The organism is Ureibacillus sp. FSL E2-3493 (genome assembly GCF_038077515.1).
GTDB lineage: Bacteria > Bacillota > Bacilli > Bacillales_A > Planococcaceae > Ureibacillus > Ureibacillus halotolerans.
Window position 1 is genome coordinate 62,192 of sequence record NZ_JBBOPK010000001.1, and the last position, 19,352, is coordinate 81,543.

Here is a 19,352-nt window from a genome sequence, read left to right on the forward strand (position 1 = left end):
GGATTTGTATACTGTTTATCTTTTCTTTAAAATCATTTCAATTAGTTCGTCTCGATCGATTAAATACACGTCGTTTGTTTCGGCTAATTTCTCTGCTTGTCTTGTAAAATAGCTGTTCGTTACAACCCATGCTTCGGTCGCATCATACATTTTCAATGAACCGATAATTTCTTGTACAGCCTTTACACCAACAGAACCGGAATAGCGTTTAGCTTGGACGGCGATAATATCATCTCGATCTTCAAGAATTAAATCTGCACCGTAATCACTTGAAGCCTTTGTATAGGAAACTTTATATCCACGCTTTTGGAAGAGGTGACCTAAAAATTCCTCAAATTCTTCACCGGTCATTTCATCGATTTCCTTAATACCAGCTTTTCTTAATCTGGCATAACCCCGTGTCTTCCGCCAAATTTTAAAACTAATAATTAAGAGAAGAAAAAGGATTATCGCAAAAATTGCTCCATTAAACGTATTTGTATAGTACCATCCTAAATATCCAATAATCGCAAGGATGATAATGGGAAATATTCTAATTTGTTTTTTCTTTTTTTCTTTGCGCTTTCGCAAAATGGTTAACCCCTTTTATGTAACAATTTATATCATTGTAACATAAAAGGGGTACGTATGTTTGTATAGTGTGCTATAAATAGCGATCTTTTGCACTAATATAAGCAGAAATACATAAAACGATGGAAACGATAATAAATAAACCATTCGGTACATACCAACTATTGGCCATATCATGTAAAAATCCGAATAATACTGGTCCTATAGCTGCAAGTAAATAGCCAATTGATTGGGCAAATCCGGATATTTGGGCAGCCTCATAAGCGGTTTTTGTACGTAATGTAAATAACATGACGACGGTACCAAAGGACGCGCCTCCACCTAGTCCAATTAAGATCATCCATAGTATAGTGAAATTAGTAAATTCAAAAAATACGCCGAAAAAGCCTACAATATAAAACAAAGTGAAAAGGATAACGATGGGCCGTTGAGAGCGTAATTTCTCAGCAATGATAGGAATAAGGAATGTCATTGGAATTTGAGACATTTGCATTACAGAAGTCATCCATCCGGCTTTGTCTGCACTAAAGCCTTGGGAGATTAAAATTTCTGGTAACCAAGCAGCAGAACAGTAAAAAATAAGGGACTGTAAACCCATGGAAACAGCAATAGCCCATGCCAATAGAGATTTCCAAAGTTTGGTAGATTCACTCTTTGTTGTACCATTTTTAGAAATGTTATTTAAATCAACTTTTTCTCCACGGAGAAGGGGAATCCAAGTGATTAAAGTGATCAATGTTAAGACGATGGGACCAGCTAATGCACCTTGCCAACCGACGTTTGAATTTGCCGCAATTGGATTGCTAATGCCTAGGGCTACAGCTGCCGAAATATTCATTGAAACAGTGTAGATACCCGTTAATAAACCGATGTGAAAAGGAAATTTCATTTTAAAAAAACTTGGAAATAATACATTTCCAAAAGCGATTGCAACACCGATTAAAACGGTTCCGATAATTAAAAGGGATGTACTTCCAACGGAACGTAAAATAATACCAATGGTTAGTAATATGATGGAGTAAAATAAAGTCCATTCCATGCCGAATTTACGGGAAATGCGTGGAACAAAGGGTGAAACAAAGGCAAAGGCTAAAAGGGGAATAGTTGTCAAAAAGCCGGCCAATACATTGGATATCCCAAGACTATCCCGAATAAATGAAATAATAGGGCCAACCCCAGTTAAAGGTGTTCTTAATGTACTTGCGAAAAAAATAATTGCGACGACAAAAAGTATCGTATTGGTATGTAGTTTTTTTTCTCGATGGGAAATTTTATTTGTAGTCATTTTTGGACCCTCCAATATGTATGTGAAAATTCTACAAATTAGAAAATATAAATTTTTATGTTAAACTATGAAACGAGCTAATTTTTATCATACAACTTCTACCAGGTTTATGGTAGTGTGATGAAAGTTAAAAATGCCATCCTTAAGTGATGGCTGTTATTTTTTAAACATGTAAGTTTGTAATCGAATTATTGTACATACTGTATGTATGCGTATATTAAAGGAGATTTTCAACATGAGTGACAAAGAATCAAAACAAAATCAGCCTGAACTAAAAAGGGCTTTGAAAAGTCGTCATATAACCATGATTTCCCTTGGGGGAACTATCGGGACTGGCTTGTTTTTAGCAAGTGGAGCTTCCATAGCTCAAGCTGGTCCAGGTGGAGCGCTAATTGCATATGCTCTTATTGGTATAATGGTTTATTTCCTTATGACAAGTCTAGGGGAGATGGCCGCGTACATGCCGACATCTGGTTCATTTAGTACATATGCAACGGAATTTGTAGATCCGGCCTTCGGATTTGCCATGGGTTGGAATTATTGGTATAACTGGGCGATAACAATTGCAGCGGAAATCTCCGCCGTAACCCTCATTATGAAATTTTGGTTTCCAAATAGTTCTTCCGCTCTTTGGACGGTACTATTTATAATTATCATTTTAACTTTTAACTTATTATCCGTTAGAGCCTATGGTGAAAGTGAATATTGGTTTGCCATGATCAAAGTGGCAACGGTTATTGTCTTTATCGTTGTTTCGTTTTTAATGATTTTTGGCATTTTAGGTGGTCATGATCCATTAGGATTTGAAAACTTTTTTGTTGGAGATGCGCCTTTTAATGGTGGATTCCTTGCTATTTTCGGTATCTTTTTAGCGGCAGGATTCTCATTCCAAGGAACTGAACTTTTAGGAATTACTGCTGGGGAAACAGATGACCCTGGAAAAAACATTCCGATAGCTGTTCGTTCAGTTTTCTGGCGTATTTTACTTTTTTATATTTTAGCTATTCTTGCAATCGGATTATTAATTCCTTATACAGATTCACGCTTACTTTCTGAAGATGTGGCTGTGTCACCATTTACGTTAGTGTTCGATAAATTAGGAATTGCCTTCGCTGCTTCAGTGATGAATGCGATTATATTAACTGCCATGCTATCTGCGGGTAATTCAGGTCTTTATGCATCTTCACGTATGCTATGGCAGCTTGCAGTGGATGGAAAAGCGCCGAAAATTTTTGCAAAGTTAAGTAAGCGTGGTATTCCGGTTTATGCGTTGTTAGCTACGTTAGCAGTCGGTTGTTTAGCCTTTTTATCTTCTTTCTTTGGCGATGGTGCCGTATACATGTGGTTATTAAATGCTTCAGGTCTTTCCGGTTTTCTTGCTTGGATTGGGATTGCGATTAGTCATTATCGTTTCCGTAAGGCGTACCAATTACAAGGTCGTGATTTAAGTTTATTGCCATATAAAGCGAAGTTATACCCATTCGGACCTTTATTTGCACTTGTCGTTTGTATAATCGTTATAGTTGGACAAAATTACACTGCATTTATCGGTGGATCCATTGATTGGTATGGCGTAGCAGTTTCCTATATTGGGATACCTTTATTTTTAGCATTATGGATAGGATATAAAATCAAACATAAAACGAAGGTTGTCTCATTAAAGGATTACGATTTCGATAAATAAGAAAAATCGGCAAAATAATTTGCCGATTTTTTATTGTTTAAGGAATTAAAAATTACATCTTTAGGGAAAGACTTTCCTTGTTATAATGGACATAATAAACTAAAGTAGCGCTAAGTAAAGGATGTTGAGATATGTCAGTGTCGAAAGGATTTTTAAAAAAAATACAAAGTTGGGCAGTGGACAAAAAGTCCGATAGTATTGCGTTTTTACCTTTTCAAGGAGATGGAAACCCATACAAATCAAAGGTTTTTTTAGTAGGGGCAAAACCAGAACTTCATTTTCATTTAGATGCAGGTGATATCGAAATCTATGCAGATTCTTTAGTCGATAGCAAATTATTTCATGATGTATTCCATGACGAGATGTCCCGTGAATATAAAGGGTCTATAAACTTTGCGAAATGGGTAGAGGAACATTTGAATGCGTCAGTTACTTTATCTAGCGTAAACTGTTTTATTTCGGACCCGGATAATTTGAAGCAATTGAAAAAAAGCAAACACCCACTTTATATTCAAGGGTTTGAAGTATTTCAACAAGTGCTCAATGAATTTGAACCAAACATTTTAGTACTTCAAGGTGCCTCTGCTTATAAGTTGTTTTTTGAACAATTCCAACATCAACTAGTCGAGTTGAGAGAACAGGATATAAATGAAACAGTTGCTAATCTAGAGCGAAAGGGTGTAATAGCAAAGCTACAGCTGAACAATGGAGGCATTGTAGATGTTCTAGTGTGTCGAAGTATGGGGTATTTTGGAAAAGAAGGAAACTCCTTTAGACAGATTAAATCTACACTTACTCAGCTATTACATTAATTTATATCTAAAGAAGGAAATAAAAGGTTAAAAGGCGAACATTGTTTAGAAAATACCTTCTAATTTGTCTAATTTCCGAATAATTAGAATCGTTTTATTATTTTGCGGGTTATTGCATTTCATTTTATCCGTGTTTATAATTGGGACATTCTTAACAATCTTTACAATTAGCTTTTCTATTAAGCTATTAATATTTTCACTCATATAATGGCGAGGATATGGCTCGCAAGTTTCTACCGACTTACCGTAAATAAGTCGACTATGAGAGGCAATGTTTAGATTACGGTACCCTTATAGGGGGAATTTCGTATTCTATTAACTTTCGACATTTTACTCGAAAGACTTGTTCCACTCATAGCGGGATAAGTTTTTCGAGTTTTTTATTTGCTCAAAAACAAACAAGGAAGGAATTTCATTTATGCAATTACTAAAAGATAAAATCCTTAAAGAAGGACGAGTTTTATCAGAGACGGTTTTAAAGGTTGACTCCTTTTTAAATCATCAAATTGATCCTTTATTGATGAAAGAAATTGGTGAAGAATTTGCCAATCGTTATTCAGATGATGTCATTACAAAAATTTTAACGATTGAATCTTCAGGTATTGCGCCAGCTACTATGTTAGGTTTAGTCATTGGGGCACCTGTTGTTTTTGCCCGTAAAAGAAAATCACTAACTTTAGCAGACAATCTTTATTCTTCTAAAGTACATTCCTTTACAAAAAATGAAACGAATGAAATTTCGGTTTCTAGAGACTTCTTATCACCAGATGATAATGTGCTAATTATCGATGATTTTTTAGCAAACGGTGAAGCGGTAAAAGGATTATTAGATATTGCACAACAGGCAGAGGCCAATGTAATCGGAGTAGGGATTGTTATTGAAAAAGGATTCCAACAAGGTGGACAACTTTTACGCGAACAAGGCATTCGTGTTGAATCATTAGCCAATATTAAATCGTTAGCAAATGGACAAGTTGAGTTTTTTGATTAATAAAACTATTAGAAACTAAGGAGGATTTTGTTCAAATGAACAAAGCAAAAGTTGTAACGCTAGGGATTCAACATTTACTTGCTATGTATGCCGGTGCCATTTTAGTACCAATTATTATCGGTGGGGCATTAAAATTTAGTACGGAACAGATGACATATTTAGTTGCAATCGATATTTTAATGTGCGGTATCGCAACGATAGTACAAGTAATGCGCGGTAAACTTTTCGGAATTGGCTTACCAGTCGTGTTAGGTTGTACCTTTACTGCAGTAAGTCCCATTATTGCCATTGGTTCGGACAAAGGTGTGGGAGCTATTTATGGAGCGATTATTGCTTCGGGAATTATCGTTATATTAATTTCTGGGATATTCGGAAAGCTTGTGAAGTTTTTCCCGCCAATCGTTACAGGTTCTGTTGTTACAATTATCGGGATCTCCTTAATTCCAGTGGCGACGAACAATATGGGTGGTGGGCAAGGAGCGGCTGATTTCGGTTCTGCATCAAACATTACTTTGGCTATCCTTACGTTAATTATTATTTTACTCATTTATCGTTTCACTACTGGATTCATCCGTTCTATTTCCATTCTATTAGGTTTAGTAGTTGGTACAATTATTGCTGCCTTTTTAGGGAAAGTTGATTTCTCTCCAGTAAATGAGGCATCTTGGTTACATATGGTCGAACCGTTCTATTTTGGAACACCAACCTTTGATGTAAGTGCTATTATTACGATGACCCTTGTTGCAATGGTTTCTTTAGTAGAGTCATCGGGAGTATACTTTGCGTTAAGCGATATTACGAAAATACCAATTAATTCTAAGGATTTATCTCGCGGATACCGTTCTGAAGGTTTAGCTTCCATTATTGGAGGAATTTTTAATGCATTTCCATATACAACGTTTTCCCAAAATGTCGGGTTAATCAAAATGACAGGGGTAAAAGAACGAAGAGTTATTTTTGTAACAGGAATTTTACTCGTATTATTAGGATTCTTACCAAAAGTAGCTGCACTGACTACAATTATTCCAACAGCTGTTTTAGGTGGTGCGATGCTGGCGATGTTCGGTATGGTAGTAACGCAAGGGATTACGATGTTAGCTCCTGAAATTATGCGCTCACCAGAGAATGCAATGGTAGCTGCTATTTCCATCGGTCTTGGTGGGGGAGTAATTATGGTACCTGAAATCTTTGCGGTATTACCATCTAGTATTTCCGTTTTAACATCCAACGGAATTGTTTGCGGATCGATTACAGCTATTATTTTGAACATTGTGTTTAACATGATTGGCATAAAAAAAGAGGATCCAATGCATACGCAAACAATAAAAGTAGATTAGTAGAAGAGGGCGACCCTAAAATATTGGGTCGACCCTCTTTTTTGCTTAAAATTTTTCTAGTTCATCCAAAGTTGGTAATGCTTCGATGGCACCTACTTTTTCACAAACTTTCGCGCCGACTTTATTGGCGAAAGAAATAATCGTATGCCATTCGTCAAAGGTTAAGTTATGAGGGTTATTTACTTTACCTAATTGGTATAATACTGCCCCAACAAATGCATCGCCAGCACCAGTCGTATCAATAGCTTGAACGGGTATGCTAGGAATTGTTGTTGATTTACCGTTATAGGAAAAATATGTACCTTCTTTTCCTAAAGTAACAGCAATACTTTTCGCGCCAAACTGATGAAGTACGGTAACGGCTTTTGCTATTTCTTGTTCATTTGTTAATAGATAAAGTTCCTCATCACTAACCTTTAAAAAATCACAGTTGGAAATGAATTCATTGGCTAATTGGATAAATTGCTTTTCTTGTCCGCTCCATAAGTCAGATCTAAAATTAGGATCAAAGGAAATATAGCTGTTGTTTTCCTTTGAATCTACTAGTATCTTTTTATAAGTTTCCTGTAATTGTCCTGGAAGGAGGGCAGTAGCTGAACCAAAGTGAACAATGTTCATTTCTTTAAAGAATTTATTTGGCACATCTTCTGTAGTTAAATAAGCATCGGCTCCCCGATTGAAAACAAAGTCTCGTTGGCCATCCTTTTGTAACGAAACAAAGGCAAGGGTAGTAGAGTGGGAAGGGTCTTTTACTAATAGATCCGTATGGACGTTTTCACGAACGAGGGTCTCCGATAAAAATTCTCCAAAGGGATCATCACCAACTTTACCACAAAAGAAAGCTTCTCCACCTAACTTTGCAATAGCTACACAGACATTTGCTGGAGCTCCACCGGCTTTTTTCGTAAATGTTTGAGTTTCTACTAATGTTGTATTCACTTCGTTACTAAAAAAATCGATAAGCAATTCGCCTATACATAAGATAGGTTGATTCATTGTAAAGCTCCTAACTTTTAGTAGTTTTATTTCATTATAAAGTTATCTTTAGTAAATCGATAAGTTATATTCTTCAATTAATTAAAAAGTGTCCCAAAACTACCTGGGACACTAATGAGAAATATAAACTTATTCTGCGTTAGGATAAATCATTTTCTTTGGATCGATATATTCTTCAAATTGTTCTTCAGTTAAAAGACCTAAAGAAATAGCTGCTTCTTTTAAAGTAGTTCCTTCTTTATGGGCTTTCTTTGCAATTTTCGCCGCATTCTCATAACCGATATATGGGTTTAATGCAGTGACTAGCATCAATGAATTTTCTAAATTGCGCTCAAGAACTTCTATATTTGGTTCGATGCCAATTGCACAGTTATCATTGAATGATTTCATCGCATCAGCAAGAAGGCGAGCAGATTGCAAGAAATTATAAATAATAACCGGTTTAAATACGTTTAGCTCAAAGTTCCCTTGGGAAGCAGCAAAGGCGATAGTAGCATCGTTACCTATTACTTGAGTGACAACCATGGTCATGGCTTCGCTTTGGGTAGGATTCACTTTACCAGGCATAATAGAGCTTCCTGGTTCATTTTCCGGTATCGTAATCTCACCAATACCACTTCGAGGTCCGCTAGCAAGCCAACGAACATCATTGGCGATTTTCATTAAGTCTGCTGCTAGTGCTTTTAATGCGCCATGGGCAGAAACAATTTCATCATGGGATGTTAACGCATGGAATTTATTTTCAGAGGAAGCAAATGTTATACCAGTTAAATGGCTAATTTCCTCGGCAACCATATCACCAAATTTAGGGTGAGCATTGATTCCAGTCCCTACTGCAGTACCACCAATTGCAAGGTCTTTTAAAAATTGTGTGTTAACCATAATCATTTTTTCTGATTTCACAAGCATGTGGTGCCATCCGCTAATTTCTTGACCTAATGTTAATGGTGTCGCATCTTGTAAATGGGTACGACCGATTTTTATAATATCTTTAAATTGCTCTGACTTTTCTTTGAAAGTGGCCTTTAATAATTGAAGTCGAGGCATTAAATAGTTTTCAACCATTTCCACTGCAGCGATATGTAAGGCAGTTGGGAATGTATCGTTTGAACTTTGGGATTTATTTACATCATCATTTGGATGAACCCGTTCCGTAACGCCTTGTGCTTCCAACAATTGATTTGCACGGTAAGCGATTACTTCATTTACATTCATATTGGATTGTGTACCACTACCAGTTTGCCATACGACAAGGGGGAATTGATCGTCCCATTTACCTGAAAGGATTTCATCAGCAGCAGTAACAATTGCTTCGGTTTTAGCTTTTGATAATTTTCCTAATTTTTCATTTGTAATAGCGGCAGCTTTTTTTAATGTTGCGAAGGCACGGATAATTTCAATCGGCATTGTTTCTTGCCCGATTTGGAAATTTTCTTTACTTCGTTGAGTTTGAGCACCCCAAATTTTATCCGCTGGTACTCGTACTTCTCCAAGAGTGTCTTTTTCAATACGATAATCCATTCTATCAACTCCTTTATTCATTATATGTACAGTGTACATCAGATAGTATACAGAACACAAAATGGCAAACCTTTAATAGATTTGCCATTACTCAAAAGAAATATTCGAGAATTCTGAGGGGTTCATCTCGAAAAGTAGTATTACTACGATAATGATAATCATTATCAACGGGAATGTCAATATTTTTCATTCGGAATTATCAAATTATTTGTTTGTAAGTAATAACTATAAAAATATTAAAATAGACCTATTTTCGTGGACTGGAAAAAAATAAATCTTGTAACATATGAATAGGGAATGTATTATAATCATAGTGATTTACTAAGAATTAAATGTGAGAGGTGAGAAAAATGACATACTTAATTATTACCGGATTACTTTGTGGAGCATTGTTAGGTTTTGTAATGCAAAGGGGCCGCTTTTGCTTAACAGGTGGATTCCGTGATATGTATATAGCAAAAGATAATCGTATGTTTTATGCGTTATTAGTTGCAATCGCAGTACAAAGCGTAGGCGTATTTTTATTAATCGATCTAGGTGTATTTGAATATTCAGCAGGTTCTTTACCAATTTTATCAGTCATTATTGGGTCCTTTATTTTTGGGATTGGTATTATTTTAGCCGGCGGATGTGCAACTGGAACTTGGTATCGTGCAGGCGAAGGATTAATAGGAAGTTGGATCGCATTAGCTGGATATATGTTAATGAGTACAATGATGCGTACAGGTGTATTTGGTCCGTTTAATCAACAAATGCAACAAAGTACTGTATTACCTAAAAACTCAATTGCTGAAACATTTGGCATTAATCATTGGTTTATTATTGTTCCATTTGTTTTAATCGTAGCGTTTATTTTATATAAACAATTAACGAAACCAAAAGTAGCTATTCCATCATTGAAACCAAAACGTACTGGATTAGCACATATATTATTTGAAAAACGTTGGAATCCCTTCGTTACTGCTACTTTAATCGGTATTATTGCATTCATCGCATGGCCATTAAGTGCAGCAACAGGACGCGTATTTGGATTAGGGATTACTACACCTTCTGCTAACATTTTACAATACTTAACAACAGGAGATGAAGGTTTCCTTAACTGGGGCGTATTTTTAGTGTTAGGAATCTTCGCGGGTTCATTTATTGCTGCTAAAGCAAGTAAAGAGTTCCGTTTCAGAATGCCTGATGTAAAAACAGGTATTAATAGTTTTATCGGTGGTAATTTGATGGGTGTCGGTGCAAGTCTTGCTGGTGGATGCTCCATCGGGAACGGTTTAGTAATGACTGCTATGATGACATGGCAAGGTTGGATTGGACTTGTCTTTATGATTTTAGGTACATGGACTGCATCATATTTCGTCTTTGTCCGTCCACGCCAAAAAGCGATGGCTGCAAAATTAAAAGAACAAGTTACACCTGCATAATCTTATATTAAGGAGGACTTTTACATGCAAAAGAAATTAGAAGTAAAAGGTATGGTTTGCCCATTCCCTTTAATCGAAGCACAACAAGCGATTGAAGAAATTAACTCTGGGGACGAATTAGTGGTAGAGTTCGATTGTACACAAGGTACGGAATCGATTCCACGCTGGGCTGCTGAAGCAGGTCACACAGTAACAAATTTTGAACAAATTGATGAAGCTGCTTGGTCCATTTCAATTCAAAAGAAATAAAGATAAATTTAAACACCGCTTGTCAGCGAAGCTTCTTAGCTCACAACAGGCGGTGTTTTTAATTGATATTCACTTTTTTGTCACCTCAAAAAGTATTAAATAATTTTCACATAAAAATCTTTGCCGTTATTTAAACCATCTACACTTAATTTTTTAATATTTTGGTAGTAATTTATAATGCTTCTTGCAAGGCCAGAGTAGCCATTTAAATACGTACCAGGGGCAATTTGTTTTCCAGGATTATGGAAATCAAAATAAAGTTTTATGTCGTGGGACATATGATCCAATATTTCTACAAAGTCTTCATGGGGAATATGAACACCCCGCGTGTAACAACATTCTCTTTTATAAGTATGGTGGGGTACATTGATTGGTTTTGGTTCATTTACCAGTCTGATTTTTTCCATAGCAACAGCTCCTTTACAAATAATCATTTTTATTATAGCAAAAAATGCTTACAAATATCTGAAAATTAAGTAAATTATTTATTGCCAATCTTCCCTCTGCATTTCCTCAGCAATTACTTGAAGATCATAAGCATTTATTTCTATTATGTTATAGTTATGCAAATCGGCGTACTTTTGTGCTAGGTTTTTTACGTATTTAGGAGAGCCTTCATTTTCTTCATCGTAAATTAATAGTAAGCTGTCTGTATTTTGAATAATAAACTTGTCCTTTTCAATGAATTGCCAAGGTGCTTCATAGGGACGTTTCGTTACGCTTGTCACAAAATCAGCGTGGCTAACAATATATTGATATTTCAGTTGCTTTTGTTCGTTCCAATTTTTCTCTTGTTCTAAAAATGGGGTAATAATCGAGTATTTTATATTATCATATTCCTTTTTTAGTTCGATTATGACTTCAGCTGTCCATGTTTCTACACCTTGTTGGCCGCTAATGACCACCCATTCAAGACCATCCTCTAGTAATATTCTTAGTTCATTTTCAATTGCCTTTTTAATAATCGGTATTCCAGGATGACGATCGTTAAAAATTCCAAGTTCGTGGGGGCGATATCCAGTAACATAAATCGTTTGCATTTTACTCTCTCCTAAAAATTTATATACTATGTATCTTAACTTAAAAAAGAGGGTATTCGGAAATAATCCGAATACCTTCTTTACATTCTATTTATTTTAAGCAAATACAGCTCTAATTTTTTCAAGTGCCCAATCAATTTCTTCTTTTGTAATGACTAAAGGTGGGGCAAATCGAATGACATAGTCATGGGTTTCCTTACATAATAGTCCTAACCCCATTAATTGCTCACAATATTTACGGGCAGGTTCTGTTAGTTCCACACCGATAAATAAACCACTACCACGAACTTCTTTAATTGTTGGATGGTTGATGGAACGTAATTGTTCTTGGAAGTAGTTACCTAATTCTAATGACCGTTCCGTTAATTTTTCTTCTTCAAGTACTTCTAAAGAAGCGAGAGACACGGCGCAAGCAAGTGGGTTACCTCCGAATGTTGAACCGTGGGAACCTGGATTTAAAACACCAAGTATATCACTATTTGCTACCACAGCAGATATAGGCATAACACCGCCACCGAGGGCTTTACCTAGAATGATAATATCTGGAGTTACTTCTTCCCATTGATGCGCAAACATTTTCCCAGTACGGGCAAGACCTGTTTGAATTTCATCCGTAACGAATAAAACATTTTTTTCTTTACATATTTGTTCAGCTGCTTTTAAGAAGCCTTTTGGAGGCATTACAATACCAGCTTCTCCTTGAATAGGTTCAACGATGAAAGCTGCTGTGTTTGGAGTAATCGCAGCTTTAAGGGCATCCGCATCACCATAAGGAATAAGTTTAAATCCTTCTAACATTGGACCGAAACCACGTTGATATTCTTTGTCAGAAGATAAGGAAACAGCCCCCATTGTACGTCCGTGGAAATTCCCATTACAGCCGATAATTTCTGCTTTATTTGCTTCTACGCCTTTTATATCATATGCCCAACGACGAGCGACTTTAATGGCAGATTCAACCGCTTCTGCACCGGTATTCATAGGTAAAACCATGTTTTTACCAGTCATTTTCGTTAATTTCTCATACCAAGGACCAAGTTGATCGTTGTGGAATGCTCGAGATGTTAACGTTACGCGGTTTGCTTGATCAATTAATGCTTTTATAATTTTAGGGTGACGGTGACCTTGATTTAATGCTGAATAAGCGGAAAGCATATCCATATATTGATGTCCTTCAGGGTCTTTCACCCAAACCCCTTCAGCTTCTGAAATAACAATTGGAAGTGGGTGGTAATTGTGAGCACCCAGATTCTCTGTTAATTCAATAACGCTCGTTGATTTTGAAGTCATTTCTATTCCCCCTTGAATCGAATTGTAAAAATACCATTGATATTCCTTATAAGAATCAATACAAATTCGGCTCTACTATTCCTTTTCATTTGAAATTAGTAGATTGGAATTTTCAGTATCTTGCGATTAATATAACATTTCCTATGAAGTCATTCAATATAGGTTAGGTGGGGGAAATGTGTCGCTTAAGAAATACTAGCTTGTCCTTTGATACGTTCTTGTGCTCCTCGTAGTTGATCTTGAATAAATGTATCAATCATTTCAATAATTTCTTCAGGGGTTTGTTCCATTTCTCCTGCTAACCAGCTTTCCACAAGACCACCTAATGAGATGGTATAGAAATGGATAATGAATGATAAATATTGTTCAGATGCTTGTAAATTATTACAATGCTCTTTTACGACACGCTCTAAAATGTTGTGAATGTCAGCATAAAAGAAACGTTTTAAATCTCCTCTTCCTAATGACTGGAGCGCATTTAAGCAAATGGTACGGTTATCATCTAGATAGTGGAAAAGTTGAAGTAAACCTTCTTGCCAAATTTTGGCGCTATTATGAACTGCTAACAATTGAACAGCCTCTTGTTGAAAAGTCCACTTCAATAAGTCATAAATATCCTCAAAATGATAATAGAATGTTTGTCGATTGACATTGGCATTATCCGTAATTTCACGGATGGAAATTTTCTCAATGGCTTTTGATTTCATCATTTCTTTTAATGAATTAGCAAGTATTCTTTTCGTTTCATCACTATGTCTCATTATCCAACCTCATTTTCATTTTTTTAAACAGTTTGCCCCTAATTGTCTATATTGTAATCCATATTGCCATGGTAGGGTAATAGATAGGTTTTTGAATAAAGAGAATAAGAAATGAATGATAAAAGAAAGGTGATCTATTTTGAAAAAATGGCTGAATGTACGTACTGTATCGTTCGTTATTTGGGTAATTATTTCCACTATAATGATTGTAACGATGCCGAATTTGGATTTACTAGTACGGGAAAAAGGTCAAACTGATATTCCAGCTTATACGCAAAGTAAAATAGCATCAGAACTATTAACCGAAATGGAGGATGGAGGAACGGAAACATATCAGTTTATCGCTGTTTTTACTAGTGGAAGTGATAAAGCTTTAAATGATACCCAGCTTAACGAAATTGAAGAAGTTATACAGTCGTTAAAGGCCGATCGTGATGAACTAGGTATTACCGATATGTTGACCCATTCCGATAGTGAAGAAACTAAAAAACAACTCGTTTCTGAAGATGGTACGACGATTTTAACCCAAATTTATGTTAATCATAATCAGGGAACAGTGGAAGAGGTAGCACAAGCTTTACGTGATAAAACGGAAGTACAATCAGTAGATTCCTATTATACAGGTACAGACATCGTACTGGATGACTTTGCTAAATCATCACAAGCAGGAATTAAGAAAACCGAAGTTATCGCGATTGTGTTCATTTTAGCTGTATTAATATTAGTTTTCCGATCACCAGTTGTACCGTTAATTTCTCTTATAACAGTAGGAGTTTCCTATATTGTATCGTTAGGTATTGTTGCGCAATTAGTTGATAAATTCAACTTTCCATTTTCAAACTTTACCCAAGTATTTTTAATTGTCATTTTGTTTGGAATTGGAACGGATTACAACATTCTTTTATATACACGTTTTAAAGAAGAACTGGGGAAAGGTCTCCCGGTTTTAAAAGCTATTACGGAAACTTATAAAACAGCCGGTAGAACTGTCGTTTATAGTGGTATTGCGGTATTCATCGGTTTTATGGCTCTATATTTAGCGGAATTTAAATTGTATCAAGCGACATCAGCGGTAGCCATTGGAGTAGCTGTTTTATTGTTCGTTTTAATCACATTAAATCCATTCTTTATGGCGCTATTTGGCATTAAAATGTTTTGGCCAGCAAAAAACGTTAATGGTCATAGTGAAAACAAGTTATGGCAGTTTTTATCGAAGCATTCCTATTTCAGACCGATTGCAGCATTAGTGATTATCGCAGTTTTATGTTTACCATTTATTATTAAATATACAGGGGAACTAAATTATGATGATTTAGTAGAAATTAGTGATGAGTATGAATCGAAACAAGCAATTTCTGTAATCGAAGATCATTTTCCTTCTGGATTTTCATCACCGACTAATTTAGTGATACAATCGAAAGATTCGCTTGCAACCCAAACAGGATTGCAAGATATAGATCAGTTGGCGGAAGTGATTTCAAAAGTAGATGGTGTTTCACAAGTTTATTCAGTTACTCGCCCAGCAGGAGAAAAGATAGAAGATTTATATATTAAAGAACAAACAAATACATTAAATGAAGGCTTAGGAACTGCACAGGAAGGGCTAGGTACAATTCATGACGGCCTTTCAGATGCAGAATCTGAACTTGGCAAAGTCGATGAGAATAGCTTTGATAGTGTACAGCAGTTAATTGACGGAACGGCTCAAATGGAACAAGGGGTAGGTCAACTTTCTGATGCTTTAAACCAAGTAGCTGGTGGATATGAAAAGGGTGCTAAAGGCGCAACGGATTTAGCAAATGGTTTAAATACGTTGAAGCAAAGTGTTAGTGAACTAAGAACAGGTGCTTCCCAGTTACAAACGGGTTATGGAGAGCTTGCGCAAGGATTTAGTCAATTCAATGAGTTGTTTACTTCGATGAATAGTGCAATAACAAGTGCAAAACAAGGCTATGCGGCAATTGAACAATCCATGAATGCATTAGTTGCTTCAAAGCCGGAATTGGCTTCAGATGTCAATGTACAAACCGTTATAGGAACAGCAAAAGCTGCAAAAGATCAACTATCTCAATTGGAAGTTAAGCTACAAGAGCTAACACCTCAATATAATTTAGCGGTAGAATCTTTTAAAGAGGCAAATGCTTCGTTTGCTCAAATTACAGGTGGCTTGGAACAGGTGGAGTCTGGAGTAGGACAATTACAATCTGGTGCCAATACTTTAGCTACAGGTCTTGAATCAGGTGTAGATGGAGTTAATACAATTAATTCTCAAACAAGTGAATTACAAACTGGATTATCAACTGTTAATGAAGGTCAAAAACAATTACAAGATGGTTTAACTGAACTTCAAGACAAAATGAAATTATTGCAAGATGGATTAGCTCAAAGTACTGACGGATTATCTGAAATTGGAGATGGCTTATTAGATGCCCGGGAATATTTAAGAGAAGTTAGTAGCTCAGATTCAAATAGCGTATTTTACATTCCACAGGAAGTGTTAGATGGAGAAGAGTTCAAAGAAAGTTTGAATATGTATATGTCAGATGATCAAAAAACAACGAAAATGATGATTATTTTAGATGTTAATCCATATTCAAAAGAAGCAATGAAAGTAATTGAAGATATTGATGAACAAATTAAAGCGACATCGAAAAGCTTAAGCTTTAGTGATGCAGAAATTGCCCTTGGTGGTAAATCAGCAGCGAATGTAGATTTACAACAAGTCTCAAGTGGCGACTTTACTCGTACAATCGCAATTATGATGATTGGTATTGCCATTGTCTTATTCGTGATTACCCGCTCAATTTGGCAACCTTTGATTATTATTGCGTCACTTATATTAGCTTACTATACTTCCCTTGGCCTTTCTGAATTATTGAGCGAAACGATTCTAGGTCAAAGTATATTAAGTTGGAATGTACCATTCTTTAGTTTTATCATGATCGTAACCCTAGGTGTTGACTATAGTATTTTTCTTATGATGAGATATCATGAGTTAGAAGATAAGGGTAGTGTAGCAATTATTGATGCGGCAAAACATATAGGTGGAGTAGTTTTATCTGCCGCACTTATTTTAGGTGGGACTTTTGCAGCGTTAATTCCTTCTGGTATTGTGACATTAATGCAAGTAGCCATTTTAGTGTTAGTTGGTCTTGTGTTACTAAGCTTTATCATGCTACCGGTCTTTATGCCGGCAGTAATGGGGCTTACTGAAAAAACAAAAAATTTGTTTACAAGAAAAAAACAATAAAAAAGATGACTCCTATTCGGAAAAAACCGAAATGGAGTCATTTTTCATTTAGAAGATAATGGACTTTTCCAGAAAAGGGAAAAGATAATGCCGATTACTAAAACGATCGTAGCAAAGTAATAGGGATAGTTAAAATTAATATCGAACAACATTCCACCAATCATCGGTCCCATTATATTTCCAAGACTAGTAAACATCGAATTCATACCACCGACAAAGCCTTGTTCATTACCAGCGTGTTTGGATAAGTAGGACGTAATAGCAGGGCGAATTAAATCAAAACCGATAAAAACAATACATGATGTGAGCATTACGGACCAATAAGTATTTACAACAGTCATACTAAAAACCAATAGTGCTGAGACAATTAAACTGTATGTTACTAATCCTATTTCACCTAACTTTTTCGTAAGTGGATCGAATAAGATTACTTGGGCAAGGGCACCGAAAAGTCCGCCCCCCGTTACGAGAATCGCTATATCTTTAGGTGTAAAGTTAAATTTATGGTCGACAAATAAGCTAAATAAAGATTCGAATGATGCTAAACTAAAGGAACTAAAAAATAGTAACAGGAAAGCGAAAAAATACATTGGAACAAAAATTCGTTTTATTCCAGTCGGGATCTTATCCCCAGTTGCCTCAATAGATTCCCTCGTTGTTGGTTCCTTCAAAAAGAGGAAAGAGATAGTGGCAGCGATACATGCTAAAAGGGCAGCAATGAAAAAGGGCGTCCGTGTACCGAATTCTGTTAAAAATCCACCAATACCAGGTCCGATAATAAACCCTGTATTTATCGCAGCTGACATATATCCAAGTGCCTTTGGACGCGCTCTTTCTGTCGTAATATCCGCTATAAAAGCTGTAACTGCAGGCATAATAAAGGCCCCACTTATCCCACCTAGTATACGGGAGAGAAATAACATTTCAACGGTCTTTCCTAAGCCGAATAGTAGTTCTGAAATACTGAATAGGATAAGGCCAATCATAAGAACCTTTTTCCGACCGAACTGGTCTGTCCATTTGCCAGTAATAGGAGATACAATAAGCTGAGCTAGGGCAAAGGCAGCCACCATATAACCCATAATAGAACCACTCAGTGCCATCTCATTCATAATCGTTGGCATAACAGGGATTACTAGTCCTATACCAATGAAAGAAATGAATAAATTGCTTAATAATATGACTAAAGTCATCTTTGATACTCCTGGATTCATAAAGAAACTCCTTTAAACTAAAACCGGAAATTTGTACATACAAAAAATAAACCTTATCTATGTAAGGAAGTCAACTATTTCAGTTCTATGTTCAAAATATGATGAAAATAAAAAGAATGCCTACTAGTTCCGTTCTAATAGGCATTAAATGATCGGTGTAATAATGGATTAGTGGAAGAAACATTAAGCGAAATATTAAATAGAGCAGTGCCTATTTTCATAGACATAAAATTTAAAATTAAGTACTTACCGAGATGTAAGTAGTTTATGGTGACTTTAGGAAAGCATCCATTCAAAACATATTAGTCTTCCTTATCTCATCAGAAGTAGCTATTACAAATGGATTGAAGAAGCAATTATATGAAAGTAAAGCAGTGAGTTTTAATTAAATGAGAGATCAAAAGACAAATTTTCTCAGAATGACTCATCGGAATAGTTTTGGGTACGAATGGAATTCGGATTCCATTACTTTTCACATTAGTAAATGTTCTTTACTTAAAAATACTAGCATTTGCAATTACGTTACAATGATACTTTCAAATCATTGCCTTCCCACCTAGACAATTTTTTTACCCTTGATCTCGACCAAGTAATTTTGAATTGCATCTGCGAGGATTCTAGCAAAGACATTTTCTATTAAAAACACCCTTCATAAAGCAGTGTGCTATAAACACATTTCGAAGTCCGATTTAAATGACAAATTCCATAATTGAGGGGAAAGATGATGCAAAACGTTTTTTGCTATTAAAAATGAATCTACCTAATGTAGCTTAACGTGTAAAAGGTTTATTTTAGCTTTTTACTTTTTCAGTTTTATTTTCTAATATTTTTTAAAGAGATTCCATTACATTTATTAACTTAAGTCTAGTTTTGAAATTGGGTTTGTTTAGAAAATCAATGAACTGAAAATGATGGAAGCTAATTAAAA

The 19,352-nt window shown here is 35.7% G+C and carries 16 protein-coding genes and 1 riboswitch; of the genes, 7 read left to right on the top strand and 9 right to left on the bottom strand.

What is annotated here, in order from left to right:
• Positions 1-15 precede the first annotated feature (15 nt).
• Together MHH69_RS00270 and MHH69_RS00275 are read right to left on the bottom strand one after the other, a co-directional pair.
• A complete protein-coding gene (locus tag MHH69_RS00270) occupies positions 16-570 on the bottom strand; it encodes a restriction endonuclease (RefSeq protein WP_341361439.1) in 555 nt (184 codons plus the stop codon).
• Between the two features lie 73 nt (positions 571-643).
• The gene (locus MHH69_RS00275; protein WP_341361440.1) at positions 644-1,855 is read right to left on the bottom strand and encodes a CynX/NimT family MFS transporter; all 1,212 of its coding nucleotides are present in this window, start codon (positions 1,853-1,855) and stop codon (positions 644-646) included.
• A 235-nt stretch (positions 1,856-2,090) separates the two neighbouring features.
• Between MHH69_RS00275 and MHH69_RS00280 the strand changes: the two genes are divergently transcribed.
• The 4 genes from MHH69_RS00280 to MHH69_RS00295 all read left to right on the top strand — a co-directional run bounded on the left by MHH69_RS00280 (position 2,091) and on the right by MHH69_RS00295 (position 6,679).
• A complete protein-coding gene (locus MHH69_RS00280; RefSeq protein ID WP_122973699.1) occupies positions 2,091-3,539 on the top strand; it encodes an amino acid permease in 1,449 nt (482 codons plus the stop codon).
• Between the two features lie 131 nt (positions 3,540-3,670).
• The gene (locus tag MHH69_RS00285; RefSeq protein WP_341361441.1) at positions 3,671-4,351 is read left to right on the top strand and encodes a hypothetical protein; all 681 of its coding nucleotides are present in this window, start codon (positions 3,671-3,673) and stop codon (positions 4,349-4,351) included.
• Positions 4,352-4,531: 180 nt separating this feature from the next.
• A riboswitch (purine riboswitch) is annotated at positions 4,532-4,633 on the top strand.
• A gap of 136 nt (positions 4,634-4,769) precedes the next feature.
• Positions 4,770-5,342 carry a xanthine phosphoribosyltransferase gene (locus tag MHH69_RS00290; protein WP_341361442.1) on the top strand — a complete coding sequence of 191 codons (573 nt, stop codon included), beginning with the start codon at positions 4,770-4,772 and terminating at the stop codon, positions 5,340-5,342.
• A gap of 35 nt (positions 5,343-5,377) precedes the next feature.
• On the top strand, positions 5,378-6,679 hold the full coding sequence (locus MHH69_RS00295; protein ID WP_341361443.1) for a nucleobase:cation symporter-2 family protein: 1,302 nt from the start codon (positions 5,378-5,380) through the stop codon (positions 6,677-6,679).
• 45 nt (positions 6,680-6,724) lie between these two features.
• Here MHH69_RS00295 and MHH69_RS00300 read toward each other — a convergent pair whose 3' ends face one another.
• The gene (locus MHH69_RS00300) at positions 6,725-7,675 is read right to left on the bottom strand and encodes a carbohydrate kinase family protein (protein WP_341361444.1); all 951 of its coding nucleotides are present in this window, start codon (positions 7,673-7,675) and stop codon (positions 6,725-6,727) included.
• A gap of 129 nt (positions 7,676-7,804) precedes the next feature.
• On the bottom strand, positions 7,805-9,196 hold the full coding sequence (fumC, locus tag MHH69_RS00305) for a class II fumarate hydratase (RefSeq protein ID WP_122971974.1): 1,392 nt from the start codon (positions 9,194-9,196) through the stop codon (positions 7,805-7,807).
• Positions 9,197-9,546: 350 nt separating this feature from the next.
• Between fumC and MHH69_RS00310 the strand changes: the two genes are divergently transcribed.
• Positions 9,547-10,620: a YeeE/YedE family protein gene (locus MHH69_RS00310; protein ID WP_341361445.1), complete on the top strand. Its 1,074-nt coding sequence runs from the start codon at positions 9,547-9,549 to the stop codon at positions 10,618-10,620.
• A 24-nt stretch (positions 10,621-10,644) separates the two neighbouring features.
• Entirely contained in the window at positions 10,645-10,869 is a 225-nt protein-coding gene (locus MHH69_RS00315; protein ID WP_122971976.1) for a sulfurtransferase TusA family protein, read from the top strand.
• A 95-nt stretch (positions 10,870-10,964) separates the two neighbouring features.
• Here MHH69_RS00315 and MHH69_RS00320 read toward each other — a convergent pair whose 3' ends face one another.
• The 4 genes from MHH69_RS00320 to MHH69_RS00335 form a co-directional block, all read right to left on the bottom strand.
• Entirely contained in the window at positions 10,965-11,276 is a 312-nt protein-coding gene (locus MHH69_RS00320; protein ID WP_122971977.1) for a hypothetical protein, read from the bottom strand.
• Between the two features lie 78 nt (positions 11,277-11,354).
• On the bottom strand, positions 11,355-11,909 hold the full coding sequence (locus tag MHH69_RS00325) for a DUF1273 domain-containing protein (RefSeq protein ID WP_341361446.1): 555 nt from the start codon (positions 11,907-11,909) through the stop codon (positions 11,355-11,357).
• A 96-nt stretch (positions 11,910-12,005) separates the two neighbouring features.
• Positions 12,006-13,199: an ornithine--oxo-acid transaminase gene (locus MHH69_RS00330; RefSeq protein WP_122971979.1), complete on the bottom strand. Its 1,194-nt coding sequence runs from the start codon at positions 13,197-13,199 to the stop codon at positions 12,006-12,008.
• Between the two features lie 185 nt (positions 13,200-13,384).
• Positions 13,385-13,960, bottom strand: a complete 576-nt coding sequence (locus MHH69_RS00335) for a TetR/AcrR family transcriptional regulator (protein WP_122971980.1) — start codon at positions 13,958-13,960, stop codon at positions 13,385-13,387.
• A 139-nt stretch (positions 13,961-14,099) separates the two neighbouring features.
• Here MHH69_RS00335 and MHH69_RS00340 point away from each other — a divergent pair, with 139 nt between their 5' ends.
• Positions 14,100-17,210, top strand: coding sequence for an MMPL family transporter (locus MHH69_RS00340; RefSeq protein ID WP_341361447.1), 3,111 nt, complete (start codon positions 14,100-14,102; stop codon positions 17,208-17,210).
• 44 nt (positions 17,211-17,254) lie between these two features.
• On the opposite strand, the gene MHH69_RS00345 is transcribed toward MHH69_RS00340, so the two are convergent.
• Positions 17,255-18,424 (bottom strand): MFS transporter, encoded by a 1,170-nt coding sequence (locus MHH69_RS00345; RefSeq protein ID WP_341361448.1) that lies wholly within the window; start codon positions 18,422-18,424, stop codon positions 17,255-17,257.
• Positions 18,425-19,352 lie beyond the last annotated feature (928 nt).

Coding starts and splice junctions, on each gene's coding strand:
- MHH69_RS00335 (WP_122971980.1), bottom strand. CDS start 13,960: ATGAGACATAGTGATGAAACGAAAAGAATACTTGCTAATTCATTAAAA.
- fumC (WP_122971974.1), bottom strand. CDS start 9,196: ATGGATTATCGTATTGAAAAAGACACTCTTGGAGAAGTACGAGTACCA.
- MHH69_RS00330 (WP_122971979.1), bottom strand. CDS start 13,199: ATGACTTCAAAATCAACGAGCGTTATTGAATTAACAGAGAATCTGGGT.
- MHH69_RS00315 (WP_122971976.1), top strand. CDS start 10,645: ATGCAAAAGAAATTAGAAGTAAAAGGTATGGTTTGCCCATTCCCTTTA.
- MHH69_RS00345 (WP_341361448.1), bottom strand. CDS start 18,424: ATGAATCCAGGAGTATCAAAGATGACTTTAGTCATATTATTAAGCAAT.
- MHH69_RS00275 (WP_341361440.1), bottom strand. CDS start 1,855: ATGACTACAAATAAAATTTCCCATCGAGAAAAAAAACTACATACCAAT.
- MHH69_RS00320 (WP_122971977.1), bottom strand. CDS start 11,276: ATGGAAAAAATCAGACTGGTAAATGAACCAAAACCAATCAATGTACCC.
- MHH69_RS00285 (WP_341361441.1), top strand. CDS start 3,671: ATGTCAGTGTCGAAAGGATTTTTAAAAAAAATACAAAGTTGGGCAGTG.
- MHH69_RS00290 (WP_341361442.1), top strand. CDS start 4,770: ATGCAATTACTAAAAGATAAAATCCTTAAAGAAGGACGAGTTTTATCA.
- MHH69_RS00325 (WP_341361446.1), bottom strand. CDS start 11,909: ATGCAAACGATTTATGTTACTGGATATCGCCCCCACGAACTTGGAATT.
- MHH69_RS00295 (WP_341361443.1), top strand. CDS start 5,378: ATGAACAAAGCAAAAGTTGTAACGCTAGGGATTCAACATTTACTTGCT.
- MHH69_RS00300 (WP_341361444.1), bottom strand. CDS start 7,675: ATGAATCAACCTATCTTATGTATAGGCGAATTGCTTATCGATTTTTTT.
- MHH69_RS00310 (WP_341361445.1), top strand. CDS start 9,547: ATGACATACTTAATTATTACCGGATTACTTTGTGGAGCATTGTTAGGT.
- MHH69_RS00280 (WP_122973699.1), top strand. CDS start 2,091: ATGAGTGACAAAGAATCAAAACAAAATCAGCCTGAACTAAAAAGGGCT.